The sequence below is a fragment of the Microbacterium sp. ZOR0019 genome (assembly GCF_000800925.1).
In the GTDB taxonomy this organism is placed as follows: Bacteria; Actinomycetota; Actinomycetes; order Actinomycetales; family Microbacteriaceae; genus Microbacterium; species Microbacterium aurugineum.
On the sequence record NZ_JRKC01000077.1, the window covers coordinates 62,605 to 78,893 of the forward strand.

Annotated in this window: 17 protein-coding genes and 1 pseudogene; 9 read left to right on the forward strand and 9 right to left on the reverse strand. The window is 69.6% G+C overall.

Annotation, left to right across the window (positions count from 1 at the left end; genetic code table 11):
- Positions 1 to 39 precede the first annotated feature (39 nt).
- Together dcd and L978_RS15805 are read left to right on the forward strand one after the other, a co-directional pair.
- The gene (dcd, locus tag L978_RS15800) at positions 40 to 645 is read left to right on the forward strand and encodes a dCTP deaminase (RefSeq protein WP_047524231.1); all 606 of its coding nucleotides are present in this window, start codon (positions 40 to 42) and stop codon (positions 643 to 645) included.
- 1 nt (position 646) lies between these two features.
- Entirely contained in the window at positions 647 to 1,123 is a 477-nt protein-coding gene (locus L978_RS15805) for a hypothetical protein (RefSeq protein ID WP_047524232.1), read from the forward strand.
- A 6-nt stretch (positions 1,124 to 1,129) separates the two neighbouring features.
- Here the strand turns inward: L978_RS15805 and L978_RS15810 are convergent, their stop codons facing one another.
- From L978_RS15810 to L978_RS15820, 3 genes are all read right to left on the reverse strand, one after another.
- Entirely contained in the window at positions 1,130 to 2,161 is a 1,032-nt protein-coding gene (locus L978_RS15810; RefSeq protein WP_047524233.1) for an FUSC family protein, read from the reverse strand.
- 72 nt (positions 2,162 to 2,233) lie between these two features.
- Positions 2,234 to 2,644: a hypothetical protein gene (locus L978_RS15815; protein ID WP_047524234.1), complete on the reverse strand. Its 411-nt coding sequence runs from the start codon at positions 2,642 to 2,644 to the stop codon at positions 2,234 to 2,236.
- Positions 2,641 to 4,089: an MFS transporter gene (locus L978_RS15820; RefSeq protein ID WP_047524235.1), complete on the reverse strand. Its 1,449-nt coding sequence runs from the start codon at positions 4,087 to 4,089 to the stop codon at positions 2,641 to 2,643. The genes L978_RS15815 and L978_RS15820 overlap by 4 nt, the downstream gene beginning before the upstream one ends.
- A 115-nt stretch (positions 4,090 to 4,204) precedes the next feature.
- Here L978_RS15820 and soxR point away from each other — a divergent pair, with 115 nt between their 5' ends.
- Positions 4,205 to 4,645 carry a redox-sensitive transcriptional activator SoxR gene (gene soxR / locus L978_RS15825; RefSeq protein WP_047524236.1) on the forward strand — a complete coding sequence of 147 codons (441 nt, stop codon included), beginning with the start codon at positions 4,205 to 4,207 and terminating at the stop codon, positions 4,643 to 4,645.
- A 49-nt stretch (positions 4,646 to 4,694) separates the two neighbouring features.
- On the opposite strand, the gene L978_RS15830 is transcribed toward soxR, so the two are convergent.
- Together L978_RS15830 and L978_RS15835 are read right to left on the reverse strand one after the other, a co-directional pair.
- Complete coding sequence (locus L978_RS15830) at positions 4,695 to 5,009, reverse strand: NIPSNAP family protein (protein ID WP_047524237.1); 315 nt, start codon at positions 5,007 to 5,009, stop codon at positions 4,695 to 4,697.
- Positions 5,006 to 5,368, reverse strand: coding sequence for a winged helix-turn-helix transcriptional regulator (locus L978_RS15835; RefSeq protein ID WP_052193813.1), 363 nt, complete (start codon positions 5,366 to 5,368; stop codon positions 5,006 to 5,008). Before L978_RS15835 ends, L978_RS15830 begins: the two co-directional genes overlap by 4 nt.
- Before the next feature lie 147 nt (positions 5,369 to 5,515).
- Between L978_RS15835 and L978_RS19170 the strand changes: the two are divergent.
- Positions 5,516 to 6,616, forward strand: a pseudogene (locus L978_RS19170) (MFS transporter); the annotation flags it as partial.
- A 23-nt stretch (positions 6,617 to 6,639) separates the two neighbouring features.
- On the opposite strand, the gene L978_RS15845 reads toward L978_RS19170, so the two are convergent.
- Complete coding sequence (locus L978_RS15845; RefSeq protein WP_081997093.1) at positions 6,640 to 7,701, reverse strand: alpha/beta fold hydrolase; 1,062 nt, start codon at positions 7,699 to 7,701, stop codon at positions 6,640 to 6,642.
- 72 nt (positions 7,702 to 7,773) lie between these two features.
- On the opposite strand from L978_RS15845, the gene L978_RS15850 reads away from it, so the two are divergent.
- Positions 7,774 to 8,418: a TetR/AcrR family transcriptional regulator gene (locus L978_RS15850; RefSeq protein ID WP_047524239.1), complete on the forward strand. Its 645-nt coding sequence runs from the start codon at positions 7,774 to 7,776 to the stop codon at positions 8,416 to 8,418.
- A gap of 97 nt (positions 8,419 to 8,515) precedes the next feature.
- On the opposite strand, the gene L978_RS15855 is transcribed toward L978_RS15850, so the two are convergent.
- Positions 8,516 to 9,217: a hypothetical protein gene (locus tag L978_RS15855; protein ID WP_047524240.1), complete on the reverse strand. Its 702-nt coding sequence runs from the start codon at positions 9,215 to 9,217 to the stop codon at positions 8,516 to 8,518.
- A 103-nt stretch (positions 9,218 to 9,320) separates the two neighbouring features.
- Between L978_RS15855 and L978_RS19175 the strand changes: the two genes are divergently transcribed.
- Complete coding sequence (locus L978_RS19175; RefSeq protein ID WP_231555082.1) at positions 9,321 to 9,893, forward strand: MarR family winged helix-turn-helix transcriptional regulator; 573 nt, start codon at positions 9,321 to 9,323, stop codon at positions 9,891 to 9,893.
- Between the two features lie 134 nt (positions 9,894 to 10,027).
- Here the strand turns inward: L978_RS19175 and L978_RS15865 are convergent, their stop codons facing one another.
- Both L978_RS15865 and L978_RS15870 read right to left on the reverse strand, forming a co-directional pair.
- Positions 10,028 to 11,434 (reverse strand): MFS transporter, encoded by a 1,407-nt coding sequence (locus L978_RS15865; RefSeq protein ID WP_047524241.1) that lies wholly within the window; start codon positions 11,432 to 11,434, stop codon positions 10,028 to 10,030.
- A 145-nt stretch (positions 11,435 to 11,579) separates the two neighbouring features.
- On the reverse strand, positions 11,580 to 12,476 hold the full coding sequence (locus tag L978_RS15870) for an Lrp/AsnC family transcriptional regulator (RefSeq protein ID WP_047524242.1): 897 nt from the start codon (positions 12,474 to 12,476) through the stop codon (positions 11,580 to 11,582).
- 221 nt (positions 12,477 to 12,697) lie between these two features.
- On the opposite strand from L978_RS15870, the gene L978_RS15875 reads away from it, so the two are divergent.
- From L978_RS15875 to L978_RS15885, 3 genes are all read left to right on the forward strand, one after another.
- Positions 12,698 to 14,035, forward strand: coding sequence for an MFS transporter (locus L978_RS15875; RefSeq protein ID WP_047524243.1), 1,338 nt, complete (start codon positions 12,698 to 12,700; stop codon positions 14,033 to 14,035).
- Complete coding sequence (locus L978_RS15880; RefSeq protein ID WP_047524244.1) at positions 14,032 to 15,699, forward strand: amidohydrolase; 1,668 nt, start codon at positions 14,032 to 14,034, stop codon at positions 15,697 to 15,699. Before L978_RS15875 ends, L978_RS15880 begins: the two co-directional genes overlap by 4 nt.
- Positions 15,700 to 15,709: 10 nt before the next feature.
- The coding region (locus L978_RS15885) for a thiamine pyrophosphate-binding protein (protein ID WP_047524245.1) at positions 15,710 to 16,289 on the forward strand (580 nt) is incomplete at its 3' end.

Genomic DNA, 16,289 nt, shown 5'->3' on the forward strand with positions numbered 1-16,289 from the left:
AACGCGGCACGGTCGCGGCCTGGCAACTAGGCTGGTGCCGTGCTTCTCAGCGATCGCGACATCAGAGCAGAACTCGCATCCGGCCGCGTCGGCCTCGAGCCGCGCGAAGAGGGGATGATCCAGCCATCGAGCATCGACGTGCGCCTGGACCGCTACTTCCGGCTGTTCGACAACCACAAGTACCCGTTCATCGACCCGTCGGTCGATCAGCCGGAGCTCACGCGTCTGATCGAGGTCGATCCCGAGGAGCCGTTCATCCTGCACCCCGGCGAGTTCGCACTCGGCGCGACGTTCGAGCAGGTCACCCTCCCGGATGACATCGCCGCCCGTCTCGAGGGCAAGTCCTCGCTCGGGCGCCTCGGGCTCATCACGCACTCGACGGCCGGGTTCATCGACCCGGGGTTCACCGGTCACGTGACGCTGGAGCTCGCGAACGTCGCGACCCTGCCGATCAAGCTGTGGCCGGGGATGAAGATCGGGCAGCTCTGCTTCTTCCGGCTGACCTCACCTGCCGAAAGCCCCTACGGGTCCGGCCCCTACGGCAACCGCTACCAGGGGCAGCGCGGACCGACGGCCTCCCGGTCGTTCCAGAACTTCCATCGGACGGACGTCGGCGTGACCGACGTCGGAGCAGTCGGAGGCTGAGATGAGCGACATCAGCGGCACCACCCCGGAAGAACCGATCGAGCCTGAGGAGGGCGGGGTTCCCGAGGAGCCGCTGATTCCGCCCGCGGATGCGGTGATCCCGCCGCCCCCGCCCGAGATCCCGATCCCGGACGGTCTGCTGGCCCCGCCCTCGTCCGCAGCGATCCCGCCGGCGGATGCGGTGATCCCGCCGCCTCCGCCTGAGACGCGTCGTCGCTCCGACCGCCCGCGCCCCACTCCCGCGATCCTCGATGGTGAGCCTCCCGCCGCCGTCGCCGACGACTGGGCACAGCCGTCGGTCGCGCCGGAGGTTCCGACCTCCGGCGGCTACGGCGGGCTCACGGTGGCGATCTTCGTCTTCCTGTTCGTGCTCCTGATCGCCGCGATCGGGCTCGTGGTGTTCCTGCTCAACACCGTGGGCTTCCCCTGGGCGAGCAGCGACAGTGCGGTGTCGCTCGCCGTCGCCCTGCGGCTCTGAGGTCTCTCAGACCCGCGTCTTCCGCGGTCGCCGGCGCAGCGCGGCCGAAGCGACGGCGACGAGCGTGCCGACGGTCACACCGATGATCGTCTCGATCGCGCGATCCTGCAGGAGCACGTCGACGGGCGTCGGCGCGGCGAGGTGCACCATGAGCAGCGCGAGCGGGGTGATGAACACCATCGCGATGCCGTAGTTGCGTCCGACGAAGAGTTCGGCGGCGGCCTGCAGCAGCACCACGAGCGCGATGACCGCGAGCGGCGGCAGGTCGAAGACGAGGATCCCGGCTGCGACGAGCACGCCGAGCAGCGTCCCGAGCAGACGTTGGATACCGCGGATCACGCGGGCGTTGAGTTGCGGCCCGCTGACGGCGGCGACCGCGCCGACGGCCGCCCAGTACCAGTGCGAGTCCATGATCAGCAGCCCGGCGAAGCCCGCCCCGATGATGGCGACGCCGACCGACAAAGCCATCTCTCGGGCGATCGGTCCCACGGGCTGCAGGGTCTTCGGCGGCACGTCGTCCGTGCGGCGCGTGAAGACGCCGATGAGCGCGGTGATCGCGAGCCCGAACAGGACGCTCGGTCCGCCGACCAACAGCACATCGCCGAACGAGGCGATGGTGGCCGGGATGGTCGCGCACGCCCCGACCGCGAACACCGGGAACAGCGGCCCCGGCGGGTGCCACCGCATCGTGTACGCGAGCAGGGTGACGGCGGAGGCGATGACGGCGACGACGAGGATGCTGACCGGGGCGGGGACGGCGAGAGCCGACAGGGCGGTGCCGACGAGCATCGAGGCGAGGATGATGCCCCCGGCGCTCGCCTGCATCCGGATGCGATCGCGGAACACGTCATGGCGCCCGTACAGCGCGGCGAAGGCGCCGAAGCTCGCGTAGATGCTCAGGTCGAGGCGGCCCAGCATCCACAGAACGAGCAACGGCGCCGCCACGCTGATCGCCGCGCGGAGCGCCACTCGGTGATCACCGCGGTGCGGTTCGACGCGGAGGACGCCGGTCCATACTCTTCCCCGGGATTCCGCCACCGATCCAGCCTACGTCCGATGCCGAACCGCGCCGACTCCGGCGCCGACTCCGGCTCCGGTGTGCCGAAGGGCTCAGCCCGCCGTGGCGCCCCGCAGGAGCAGGAGGCGTCCCTTCTCGAGGACGCGGTTCAGGACAGCGGCCGCGGCGTCGGTCTCGTGCGGGTCGAGGTCCGCCCACAGGGGCCCTGTCAGGTCTGCGATCTCCCGGCCGATCTCGGCGACCCGTGCCTCGCCCGTCGGAGTGAGCGCGGAGCCGGCGAGGAGTCCACGGCGGCGCAGGTCCGTGAGGATCGGTCCGACCTCCGTGGCGGGGAGACGATCGGCCAGGAAGGCGTCGAGCTCCCCGGCGCCGTCGAACTGTGCGGTGAGCCTCAGCGAGACCCACTCGCGTTCGCTGAGGTCGTGAGGGGTGAGGACGGTCTGCAGGAGCGCGCTCAGCGCCTTCTCCGTCTGGCCGATGAGCTGGGGTCCGAAGGGGATCATGGCGTTTCCATTTCGTTGGTGTTGGTGTTGGTGTTGGTGTTGGTGTCTTCGCCGATGCCCCAGCTCGCCCCTCTGGCGACGAACGCGCCGAGAAGGGTGACTCCGGCGAAGACCAGCATCAGGAGTCGGGCGGCGTCGACGACGTCGGGCATCGCGAGGTTGACGAGCACCCCGGCCATCGCCGCACTGAACGCGCTTGCGATGATGAAGACCGTGTTCACGGCTGCGGCCGCCTTGGCACCTTCCTCCTCGCCGGACGTGCTGCCGAGCGCGGCGACGGTCAGATGGGGGAATCCCAGGCCGATGCCGGCACCGGCGAGGAAGAGAGTGGCGAACCAGAGCGCGATGACGAGCGCGGACGGGCCCTCGTGCTGGAGGAGTCCGTAGCCGGTGAGACCGGCGGCGACCGTCACCGGGCCGATGGTGATGAGCAGGCGACGGGAGCGGACGCCGGTGGCGTTGGCCGTGAACACCTGCGTGACCGACCACCCGAGCGAGAGCGCGGCACCGAGCAGGCCGGCGACGAAGGGCATCAGCCCGCCGATCTCCTGCCCGAACAGCGGGATGAACGCCTCGGTGCCGATCGCGAAGGCCAGGACGGCGACGGTGATGTACACCCATCCGAGTGAGGACCCCGCGGCGAACGTGACGCGCGGCAGGATGCCGTTGCCCCCACGCCGCTCGTGACGCAGGAACCAGGCACCGAGGACGACACCGACGACGATGGCGACTCCCGTGCCGAAGCCGGCGGGGACGATGCTCGCGACACCCACGGCGGCGACGCCACCGGTGAGGAGCACGAGGGATGTCCACGGGACGGACTCGCTCGATCGCATCCGAGTGGTCTGCGGCAGGGCGCGCACGACGACGATGCCGATCAGTGCCGAGACGACGGCCAATCCGATGAACGTCACGCGCCAGGCGTCCAGCTGCGCGAAGACGCCTCCCACCACCGGGCCGACGATGTTGCCGACGCCCCACATGGCCGACACGAGGGCGGCGGCCCGTGCCCAGAGGCGCTCGGGGAGGGTGCGCTGGATGAGTGCATAGCCGAGTCCGGCGAGCAGACCGCCGCCGAGACCCTGCACGGCCCGACCGCCGAGCAGTGCCCACATCCACGGACTCGCGGCGCAGAGCAGCGAGCCGAGTCCGAACAGGCCGAGTGCCCACAGGTAGGCCTGCACCGCACCCCGTTGCGTGAGGATCCGGCTGACCATCATCGAACTGACCACGGAAGCCAGGAGGAAGGTCGTCATCGTCCACGCGTAGAACTCCGCGCCGCCGATGTCCCCGACGATCGTGGGGAGCAGGCTCGTCGTGAGATAGACGTTGCTCGCCTCGAGGAGCACGCCTCCCGCGAGCACGGAGGCGATCGGCGCGTAGCGGCTGCCGAGCAGTTCGCGCCAGCTTCCGGCGCGGTGCGTGCGGTGCGGTGTCTGAGTCATCGGCTGCCCTTCGTGGCGTCGGAGCGGGCGGAGGTCTCGCCCGTCGGCGCCGGTTCTCGGCGGCCGATCGTCACGCTAATACCTCGAGTAAACTCGAGGTCAAGAGGAGGCGGCGATGTCTTTGGAACCCGACGATCTGCTCGCCATCGGCGAGGTCGTCCGGCGCACCGGCGTCCCGGCGACATCCCTGCACTTCTACGAGCAACTGGGGCTGATCTCGTCGACCCGGACCGCAGGGAATCAACGCCGATACCGGCGGCACATGCTGCGGCGGATCTCGTTGATCGTGGTCGCGAAACGCCTCGGTATCCCCCTCACCGATGTGCACGAGGTCTTCCAGAGCCTGCCTGCCGATGAGTCGCCCTCTCAGCGGGACTGGCAGCGGGTCGCAAGGCTGTGGCGTGAGCAGCTCGACATCCGTCGCACCCAGCTCGAGCACCTCCGTCGCGAGATCACCGGCTGCATCGGCTGCGGGTGCCTGTCGCTCAAGGCCTGCCGGTTGCTGAACCCCGAGGATGCGCTCGCCGACGACGGTCCGGGCCCGCGCCGGATCTGAACCTCGTCAGAGCCCGGACGTCAGAGGCCCGGGTCGTCAGGGCCGGACGTCAGAGGTCGGAGGGCAGCAGGGGGCGCATGAACGTGCGCTCGTAGCGCAGCACGCAGCCGCTCTCATCCCGGATGCGGTCGGCCTCGATGAACTCCGGATCGACCCCGAACCTCGCCCGGTACACCTCGTAGTCGGCGAAGGAGGGGAAGGTGAACAGGGCGAGGGCCTCGTCGCTCGCTCCCTCGGACGGGAGGAAGTAGCCGTGGTGGACACCCCCGTGGCGTCCCACGAGCTCGATCCATGCGCGCGCGAACGACTCGAAGGCGTCGATCTTCTTCGGATCGATCGTGTACGTCACGACACACGTGATCATGCGTCCACCGCCGTGCGCTGTCGTCCTGCGTAGAGCGTCCCCCAGCGGGTGAGCTCGGTCAGCAGCTGCCCGGCGCTCGCACCCAGCTCGCTCAGTCGATATTCGACCTTCGGTGGCACCTGGCGGTAGACGGTCCGGGTGATGAGGCCGTCGGCCTCGAGCTCGCGCAGTTGACGCGTGAGCACGCGCGGGGTCGGATCCTGCAGCAGCCGTCCGAGTTCGCCGAAGCGAAGCACCTCATGTTCGCCGAGGAGGGTGAGGATGCTGGGCTTCCAGGCGCCCCCGAGCACCGCGATCGACACTTCGGCGTCGCACGATTCGGTCCACTCGCGGACGATCCGTTCCGTCTTCTCTCTCACCTGTCGGCCCTCCACAGTATCCAAAATGTCCGTACGTATCAGAAATGACCGTACTTGTGGCTTCTGTGTGTACCTTTGCAGACTGAGGGTGTGACCACAACCCCCGTCCGTGTCCCGTCCCGTTCGTCCGTCCGCCTTTGGCTCGCGATGGTCCCGCTCCTGCTCGGGATCCTCATCGGCGCCCTCGCGATCAGCAGTGTCTCCACCGCCCTCCCCGCGATCCGTGGCGACCTGGGACTGACCGACATCGAGGGGCTCTGGCTCGTCGACGTGTACGCCCTCTCCCTGGCGGCGACACTGATCCTCGCCTCCCGGATCGGTGACGCGTTCGGACGCAAGAGCATCGTCCTGATCGGCTTGGCGGCCTTCGCCGCACTCAACGCCGTGGGTGGGATGGCCACGAGCGGCCTGCTGCTCATCGTCGTCCGTGCTCTGCTGGGGGTCGCGGAGGCCTTCGTGGTCGCGGGAGTGGTCTCGACGATCGGGGCCAAGTTCCAGGCGCGCGAGCGTGTCCTCGCCTACGGGTTGTGGACGGCGACGTTCGGCACGGGAAGCGCACTCGGTCCGGTGCTCGGTGGGCTGCTGGCCGAGGGGCCGGGATGGCGCTGGCTGATGCTGGGCAGCGTTCCGCTCGCGGTGATCGCCGGAGTGCTGGCCCTGTGGCTCGTGCCGGACTCACGCAGTGCCCTGCTGCCCTCCTGGGACGTGCCGAGCATCCTGTCCTCGATCCTCGCGCTCGGCGCTCTCGTCTTCGCGCTCCATGAGGCCCTCGCCGCGCCCTTCTCGGCCGGGATCGCAGCCCTCATCGCGACGTCGAGCCTGATCTTCTTCGTGCGTCGGCAGCGTCGGCTCCGCGATCCGCTCATCGACATGGGACTCTTCCGGATCCCGGGCTTCAGCCCTGCGATCATCCGCATCGTCGTGAGCAGCGGTGCGTCGGCGGCCTCCGTGCTGTTGGTGAGTCTGCACCTGCAGGACACCCGGGGGCAGAGTGCGGCCGAGGCGGGCATCGCCCTGCTGCCCCAGGCCGTGGCCATCGCGATCGGGGGCGTGCTGGCGCCGCTGGCGCTGCGCGTGCTGTCGGCGAACTCCCTCACGGTGCTGGCGCTCGTCCTGCAGGCCGTGGGGCTGGGGTGGCTCGCGCTCGACCCGGCCGTCGTGGCGATCCCGCTCGTGCTCGTCGGCCTCGGTTTCGGCGTCGGTGCGACACTCGCCGCGACGGCGCTGTTCGAGGCGACGACCGAGGACCAGGCCGGACAGGTGGGCGCGATTCAGGAAATCGGATTCGCGCTCGGAGGCGGGCTCGGGATCGCCGTGTTCGGCACCATCGCCGCCGTCCTCGTCACCGGCGGCTTCGTCGTGGCAGTGCTCGTGGCCGCCGTCGTGGTCGTGGCGGCCGCGGTTCTTCCGGTGGTGCGGCGCGGAGTCCGTCGACGCGCCTGAGTCGCATCCGGTGCGATCGACCCGAGCGCATCGATGGCCTCGAGCCCGCCCCTCACCAGTGCGACGACCGCATCGAGGGTCGCATCCGCCGACAGCACGCGGGTGTGGCCGAGCCCTTCGGTGCGGAGCAGGCGGGAGCGCTCGCCGTGGGCTTCGTGCAGCCGCAGGGAGTCGGAATCCGGCATCCGTCGGTCATCGCGATCGTGCACGACCAGCAGTGCGGTCTCCGTCGGAAGCGGATGCCGCGCGGCGTCGTAGCGCGCCGAGACCGTGGCCCGGTCCAGACCGAGCAGCCGATGGAATCGCTCCGTGAGACTCGCGGTCGTCGCGGGATCGAGGCGGAGCTCTCTCGCGAACTCCGCGAGGAAGGCGTCGGGGCCGGCCGCACCGGCGATCGCGGCGACGGCACCGGTCGGCACGGTCGACCGGGCCACGGTCAACGCGGCGAAGGCGCCGAACGAGTGCCCGACGATCGCGGCGAAGGGTCCGTGCACAGCGTGCAGCTGCTCGGCGGCGTCGACCCAGTCACGCACATCGGTGCGACCGCCGCCGGAGGTGCCGTGCGCGGGTGCGTCGAACGCGATCACACGGAACCCCTCCGCGACCAGCTCGCGCACGAGCGGGGCGAACTGTGAGGCTCGGCCGCGCCATCCGTGCAGGAGCAGCACCGCGTGAGGTCCGCCGCCCCACTCGTAGGTGGACACCTCGATGCCTCGCACGTGCAGGGTCCCGCGGCGCGCGTCGTCGAGTGTCGGGGCATCGGCCTCGCGCACCGGCATCCGCGGGGAGGTGGTGAAGAAGAGGCGGTAGGCGAGGTCGCCCGCGAACGTGGGCGAGACGCGGGCGGCGGCATGGATGGTGCGGGTGAGCAGTGCGGGGAGGGACGGCATGGGGACTCCTTCGCCAAACAATACGAACGATCATACGTACACTAGGCGAACGATCGTTCGTATACTAGAGGCATGTCGATTCATGCGGTGCAGGACGGACGGCGAGCGCGTGGTGATGCCTCGCGCCGCATCGTGCTGGACAGTGCGACCGATCTCGCCTCCGTCGAAGGACTCGACGGGCTGACCATCGGCCGGCTCGCCGAAGCCTCCGGGTCGAGCAAGAGCAGCATCGCCACGCTCTTCCGGAGCAAGGAGGGCCTGCAGCTCGCCACGGTCGAGGCCGCGCGGGAGATCTTCACCGCGCAGATCGTCGAGCCCGCCCGGGAGCATCCGCGGGGTGTCCACCGCCTCGCCGCGCTGTTGCGCAACTCCCTCGCGTACTCGAAGGAACGGGTCTTCGCCGGTGGGTGCTTCTTCGCCGCCACGGCAGCCGACGTCGACTCGAAGTCCGGACCCGTGAGCGATGCGGTGCGTGCGGCACTGGTCGACTGGTACGGCTACCTCGAAGCTCAGATCCGCCACGCGGTCGCCGTGGGGGAGATCGATGCCGATGCGGAGATTCTCGCCTTCGAGCTGGTCGCCTTGAACGAGGAGGCCAATGCGCGCTCGCTGCTGATGGACGACGAGCGCCCCTACGCGCTCGCGGCCGCCGCGATCCGCGCTCGCCTCCGTGCTGCCGGCGCAGCGGAGTCCGCGGTGTCGCTCCTCGACCTCTGACGTCGACCCCAGGCGCCGACCTCTTATGCCGACCCCAGGCGCACGAGACGCCTCACCCGCTGTCGGATGAGGCGTCTCGTCGATGGTGGCCGGAGCGTCAGGCGTCGCGACCGCGGGTGAAGCCCGCCTCGAAGCCGCGTTCGAACGCGTGCTGCGCCATCCGTCCGGCGCGGGGGTGTCCGTGGCCGTGGCCGTGGGTGTGGGTGTGGGTGTGGCCGTGGCCGTGGCTCTGCGCGTGGGCGTGCCGTTCGCCGTGGCCGTCGTCGTGACGGCATCCGTACTCCGTGTCCATGCCCGGGCCGAAGCCCCGGCGGAACGGGCGTCCGAAGCCGTGCCGGGCTCCGCGACCATGCCGGGGGCCGCCGAAGCCGTGCCGACGTCCGCGGGGCAGAGGGGTCTCCTCGTCCCAGCCGAACGCGCGCGCGATCTTCTCCAGCGACGCGAGGGTGGTGGCCAGGTCCTCGGGGGATACGGCATCGGCGACCTTCGCGCGGATCTCGTCGACGATGGTGCCGAGGCGATCCTTCGCCGCGCGGCCTTCGTCGGTGAGCGTCCAGCCCTCGCCGTCGGCGGCGATCCAGCCGCGCTCGATCAGGTCACGCAGCTTGTGCGCCTTGAGTGGGCGATCCGGGGCGACGGTGCCGTCGACGGCATTGATCATCCGCCAGTCGCGGCGGTTCGCGTGCTCGCGGTCGAAGGCGGTGGCGAACTCGGCCGCCATGAGGCGGTCGGCGGCCTTCAGCCAGTAGCCGAAGGGGCGGCTGGTGTTTTCAGGGTTCTGTGATTCAGAGGTGTTCATGGAAAGTCCTTCGTTGTCGGGGTGCATGTGTATGTCACAGTGCATGTATATGTAGTGTGACATGCAGTCGTGATGCATGTCAAGTCGCATGTAAAATCAGAGGGTGACCACCGACAAGAACGAACCCGCGGAATCGGATCCGGCCGAAGCCATCGCGCAGGCGCTGTCCCGCCTGCGAGGGCGTCGTCCGGGCGATCGGGGGCACAGCGGGAGAGGCGGTCCCCACGGTCGGCACGGCGGACCGCAGGGGACTCACGGCGACGACGTGCACGACCACTTCGATCACCACCGCGGCCATCCGGGCATGCCGCCGTGGATGGCCGACCCGTCCGGGCGCCTCGGTGGTCCTGCCCGCATGCGGATGCTGGAGGCGCTGGCCGCGGCGGCGACTCCTCTCAGCGTGAGCGATCTCGGTGCCGCGATCGGCGTCGATCAGCCGCGAGCGTCACGGCTCGTCCAGCAAGGCGTCGAGCGCGGCTATGTGCGTCGCGAGGCCGACCCCGACGACGCGCGGCGCACGCGTATCGCACTGACCGACGAAGGCCGCCGCCTCGCCCGCGGCATGCGTGGTGAGCGTCGCGAGATGCTGACGACCGCGCTCACCTCATTCACCGACGAGGAGCGCGTCGAACTCGCCCGGCTGCTCACCAAGCTCGCCGACAACTGGCAGCGCTGAGCCGGTCAGGCCGACGCGATCCCGACCGACGGTCCGTGCACAACTCAGGAGGAAATCGGCGACCCGCCGTCTGAACGCCCCTGAAGGTGCGGTTTCGGCCCGTTTCTCCGGAGTTGTGAACGGGGAGCCTTCCGTCAGCGCGGCGCCTTCACCGGCAGCAGCAGGAGGAAGCCGGCGAGCAGCACGATCACGATGCCCAGGATGCCGAAGGCGGTCTGACTCGTCAGCACGATCAGCAGGGTCCAGGCGCCGGAGGCCATCCAGCTCGCCGCGCGGCCCGTCGTGGCGTACAGGCCGAAGATCTCGCCCTCGCGGCCGGCCGGGGTGACCCTGGCCAGGAACGACCGGGCCGCTGCCTGAGCCGGTCCGACGAATGCGCACAGGATGAGGCCGCCGACCCAGAACACCATCGACCCGGCGTCCCGCAGGAAGAACACCGCGAGGCCCGCGACGATCATCGAGCCGATCGAGGCGAGGATGATCCGCTTCGGTCCGAGTCGATCGTCGAGTCGCCCTGCGGCGATGGTCGAGACTCCGGCGATCAGGTTCGCCGCGATGCCGAAGATGATGATGTCCTGCGTGCCGAAGTTGAAGACGGCCGTCCCGATGATCGCACCGAAGGCGAAGGCGCCGCCGAGTCCGTCACGGAACACCGCGCTCGCCAGCAGATACCAGAAGGTGGGCCGGGTCTCCTCGTTGCGGTAGAGCCCGGCGACGTCCTTGACCAGGAGGGGGTAGGAGGCGAAGAAGCCGACCTTGCGCTCCGGGCGTCCGAGCGAGGGCTCCGGCACGTTGAGGAAGATCGGGATGCTGAAGATGATCGCCCACACCGCGCAGCCGACCGCGATCAACCGGTAGGCGAGTCCGTTGTCCGTGGACATCCCGAACCAGTCGAAGGTGTCCAGCACCACGACGATCACCAGTGCGATGATGCCGCCGAGATAGCCGAAACCCCATCCGAGACCGGAGATGCGGCCGACGTTCCGAGGGGTGGCGATGCCGATGAGCATCGCGTTGGAGTTCACCGCCGCGATCTCCTGGAACACGGTCGCCGCCGAGATGAGCGCGACGCCCAGCCAGAACAGACTCGGGGCCGGCTCCACGAACCACAGTCCCAGCATGCACAGGATCAGGGCGCCCGTGCCGATCCCGAGCCAGAGCTTCTGCCGACCGGCGGCATCGGCGCGCTGTCCGAGCACCGGCGCGAGGAGCAGGATGCCGAAGGCCGCGATGGTGGATCCGAGGCCGAGCCCGGATGCGAGGTCCGCCTCCGCCGCGAGCCGGGCCGGATCGTCTTCGCTCAATGCCGCGATGTCGGCAGGGAGGAAGGACTCGCTGACCAGGTAGAGCGCGGTGAAGACGAACGTCAGGATGACGGTGTTGAACGGTTGCGTCGCCCAGTCCCACAGCGCCCACGAGTAGACCTGCTTCCTGGGGGCGGGGGTCTCGCCACGCAGATCGAGGCCGACGACGGCGACGGCACCGCTGTTGGCGGTCGCTGCGGGCTCGGGGACGCCAGGGCGAGATTCGGGTTCGCTCATGGGGGAAGTCTGGCGGCCTCCGGTGAACGTCCGGTGACGGCGCGCCGCGTCGACACGCCCGGTGCGGGATCAGAAGTGCGCCTCCGACGGCCCGCAGCGGCGCGTTTTCGAGCCCGCACCGGTGCGGGGGCCGCGCGGAGGGGGCTCAGTCCGTACGGAGGGGGCGGAGCGTGCGGGCGTAGTCCTCCTTCAGCACCGCCAGGTGGAGCCAGGCTTCGATCCGCGTGACGCCGGGCAGCGCGCGCAGGCGTTCGAGGCTCGCATACAGCGCACCGGCCGAGGGCTCGACCAGCGTCGCCACCGCATCGAACCGCCCGAGCGTTCGTGCGGCGAAGTCCACCCCGCGTCCGCGCCGGAGCTCGTCGATCACGGCCCCGTCGTCGTCTCCGAGCGTCATCCCGACTCCCATCGACAGCTGCCGGTGCGCGAGCCCGCGTGCCTCGACGGCGCTGATCTTGATGACCCCGGCGTCGATCAGTCGCTGCACCCGGGTGGCGACGGCCGAGGGGGAGAGGCGCACTTCCTCACCCAGAGCGCGGAAACTCTCCCGCCCGTCCGCCTGGAGTCGCTCGATCAGGGCTTCGTCGATCACGTCGAGGGTGACGTCACCGTGGTACTCGGAGACGAAGAAGCCCTTGATCACGGTCGAGTAGATGATGGTGCTGATGTCGTGCACGCCGTCGATCGCACGGATGAGCGCGAGCAGATCGTGCAGCTCCGACATCGACCCGACGCGCACCTCGGTGACCACGTCGTGCGAGCCCCCGACCGCCGAGACCAGCACGGTCTCGCTCATGTCGCGCAGGTGCTCGGCGACGTGTTCGACCGTGCCGTCGGTGCGGAGGGAGACGTGGGCGAGTACGTGCTGCCCGAGGAAGACCGGATCGACGGCCGCGACGACCCGGACCGTGCGGTCGGCGAGCATCGTCCGCAACCGCGCCGCGACCGCCGCCCGCGACTGTCCGAGCCGTTCGGCGAGTGAGAGGATGCTGGCACGACCGTCTTCCTGCAGCGCGCGGATGAGTTCGGCGTCGAAATCCATGGTCGCCCTCGATTCGTCAGATTCCCGCGAACGCACGGATCGCCGCGCGCTTATTCAGTCTAGAAGCGCTTGAGCCGTCGAGAAGGAAAGCATTGCATGGTTTCGTGATCAGAAATCCAGTGAATACTCATTCTCGCTGGAGTTCTGACCTTGCCGACGGCTCCGCACGTCCGTAGCATCCTTCGCTATCCGACATCTTCCGCAAAGGAGCGGGCACCCTCATGACCTCCACACCCAGCACCGGTACCCACAGCCGGGCACGACGCGCCGGCATCGCCGCCTTCGTCGGCACCACGATCGAGTGGTACGACTTCTACGTCTACGCGACCGCCGCGGCGCTCGTCTTCGGTCCGCTCTTCTTCCCGAGCGGCGACCGACTCGCCGAGACCGCAGCGGCCTTCGCGACCTTCGCGGTCGCCTTCCTCGTCCGCCCCCTCGGCGGCATCATCTTCGGCCACATCGGCGACAAGCTCGGACGCCGGGTGTCGCTCGTCATCACGCTGCTGATGATGGGCGCGGCCACGGTGCTCGTGGGCTGCCTGCCGACGTACGAGAACATCGGCATCCTCGCCCCGATCCTCCTGATCCTGCTCCGTGCGGTGCAGGGCCTCGCGGTCGGCGGCGAGTGGGGCGGCGCGGTGCTCATGAGCGTCGAGCACGCCCCCGAGAAGTCCAAGACCTTCTACGGCGGCTTCACGCAGCTCGGCAACCCGGCCGGCGCGCTGCTGGCGTCGGGAATCTTCGCGATCATGACGCGCATGGGCGACGACTTCATCATCAACGGCGGATGGCGCATCCCCTTCCTGCTCTCGATCGTGCTGGTCGGCGTCGGTTTCTGGGTGCGCTACCGCGTCGAGGAGTCCCCGGTCTTCGAGGCGAAGATCGAGGGCCGCAAGCAGTCGATGCCGCTCGCCTTCGCGCTGCGCACCAACTGGCGTCCGATCCTCCTCGGCATCGGCATCCTGCCCATCTCGACCGGCGGCTACTACCTGGCCACCACCTTCGCCACGGCGTACGCCACCGGCGACACGGTCGCGATCAGCGAGCAGGTCATCCTCGATGCCATGACCATCGCCTCCTTCGTGGAGTTCGTGGTGACGCTTCCCGTCGCCTGGCTGGGCGACAAGTGGGGCCGGAAGAACGTCATGTACCTCGGCCTGCTCACCTCGGTGCTCACCTTCGTGCCGTTCCTGCTGATCCTGCCCGGCCGAGTCGAACCGCTCATCTTCCTGTTCGCCTCCCTGGTGCGCATCGCGATGAGCGCCACCTACGCGCCGATCGCCGCGCTGCTCTCGCAGATGTTCCGTCCGCAGGCCCGCTACACCTCGATCGCGCTGTCCTACGGCGTCGGCGCGGCGGTCTGGGCCGGGTTCTCCCCGTGGTTCGCGACCCAGCTCATCGCCTGGACGGGCAGCATCTGGTCGGTCATCGCGATGTTCATCGGTATGGCCCTCATCGCCGGTGTCTGCACGCGTCTCGCGCCGCAGCACTCCGACGAGGCCCCCGTCACCGCCTCCTTCACCGCCCGCACCGACACGACCGCGAACAGGCTGCCATGAGAAAGCTCACCCCCTTCGACCGCTCCGCGCAGGAGACACCCGTCCTCCTGACGGCGCAGGCGATCCACACCGCGGATGCCGAAGCCACCACGGCCACGGCCATGCTGACCGACCGGGGACGGATCCTCGCGATCGGCACCCCCGCGGAGTGCGAGGCGGCGGTCGAACGGGCAGGGCTCTCCCCGGAGCGCATCGACCTCGGTGACGCGGTCGTGGTCCCCGGGTTCGTCGACGCCCACGCGCATCCGCTCATGTTCGGGCAGATGATGACCTGGGTCGACTGCGGACCCGAGAAGGCCGGCAGCATCCCCGAGATCGTGGCACTGCTGAAGGCGGCGGCCGCCGACCTGCCCGCAGGACGGCCGGTGCGCGGCTACGGCTACGAGCAGCGGAACCTGGCGGAGAAGCGGCACCCCACCCGCTTCGAGCTCGATGAGGTCGCGAGCGATCGCGAGGTGTATCTCATGAACGCCTCCGGCCACGGCGGCGTCGTGAACTCGCACACCCTGCAGGCGGGCGGCGTCGACCGGGACACCCCGAACCCCGACGGCGGCGAGTTCTTCCGCGATGCGGAGGGCGAGCTGACGGGTGAGCTGTCGGACGCCGCCTGCAACATCCTCACGGGCGTGCACGGCGTGAAGATCGGCCACCACGGTCCGAACTTCCACCTCGCGGATGAACCGGAGGAGCACCTGCGCCAGCTGGATGCCGCGACGCAGCGCTTCCTCGCCGGTGGTGTCACCTCGATCGGCGACTGCCAGGTCACGCGCCGCGAGTTCGACATGTACCTGCGTCTCGCCGAGGCCGGGCGCCTCGAGCTGCGGGTGTCGATGTACCTGCTGTCGCACCTGCTCGACGAGGCCCTCGAGATGGGACTCGTCGGTCAGTTCGGCAACGCGCACCTGAGCTTCGCGGGCATCAAGTTCTACGCCGACGGGACGCTGGGCGGCTGGACCGCGTACTTCCCGGACGGCTACGTGGGTGACCCCTGCCGCACCGGGCAGTTGTACCACGAGCCTGCCGAGTACGCCGGGCTCATCCGCAAGGCGCACGCTGCGGGCCTGCAGACGGCCACGCACGCGCAGTCACCCACCGCGATCGAGATGGTCGTGTCAGCGATCGAGTCCGCGCTCGCCGAGCATCCGGATGCCGATGCCCGGCACCGCATCGAGCACTGCGGTCTGCCGACTCCCGAGCAGATCGAGCGGATGGCGGCCTCGGGTATCCGTCCGGTCAACCAGACGCAGCACTACTTCAACTGGGGCGAGGGCGTCGAGGAGGCGATCGGCACCCCGGGTGAGCGCTTCAACCCGCTCGGGGAGTTCGAACGGGCCGGCGTGCCGATCACGATCTCCTCGGATGCGCCGGTCGCGGAGCCGATCCCGCTCGAGGCCATCCAGACCGCCGTCACCCGCGTCACCCGGCGCGGACACACGCTCGGACCGGATGACCTGCGGATCTCCGCGCTCGCCGCCCTGCGCGCCCACACGATCGAGGGTGCCGCGTCGATCGGCCGCGACGACGATCTGGGCTCCCTCGAAGTCGGGAAGTACGCCGACTTCGCGGTGCTGTCCGGCGATCCGCTGTCCGTTCCGGCCGAGGAGATCTCGGCGATCACCGTGCGCGAGACCTGGGTCGACGGCGTTCGTCGTCACCGGGTGTGAGGATGATCCGATGAACTCCGACACCACGACGGCCGAGCAGTACGCCGACACCGCGGGCCGGGCGGTCCTGGAGACCATCCGCGCCTATGGAGTGACCGCGATCTTCGGCATCCCCGGCACCCACAATCTGGAGCTGTACCGGCCGCTCGCCGAGCTCGGGATCAGTGCTGTCACGAACCGTCACGAGCAGGGCTCCGGCTACGGGGCCGACGGCTGGGCGCAGCAGACCGGACTCCCCGGCGTGGTCATCACCACGTCCGGCCCCGGCCTGCAGAACGCCATGAGTGCGATCGGCACCGCGTTCTGCGAATCGCGACCCCTCATCGTCCTCTCCCCGGGAGTGCCGCTCGGCGCCGAGTTCGCCGACGTCGGCACGCTCCACGAGACGAAGGATGCCACGGCCATGGTCGGCGCGATCGCCGAGTGGTCGCGGCGGGTGACCAGTGCCGCCGAGGCGGTGGATGCCGTCCATGATGCGTTCACGCTGTTCCGCACCGGGCGTCCCCGGCCCGTGCACATCGAGATCCCCCTCGACGTGCTGGAGGCGCCGGCCGAGGTCTCCGCCGAGGCGCGCCGGCCCCGCCCGGTCG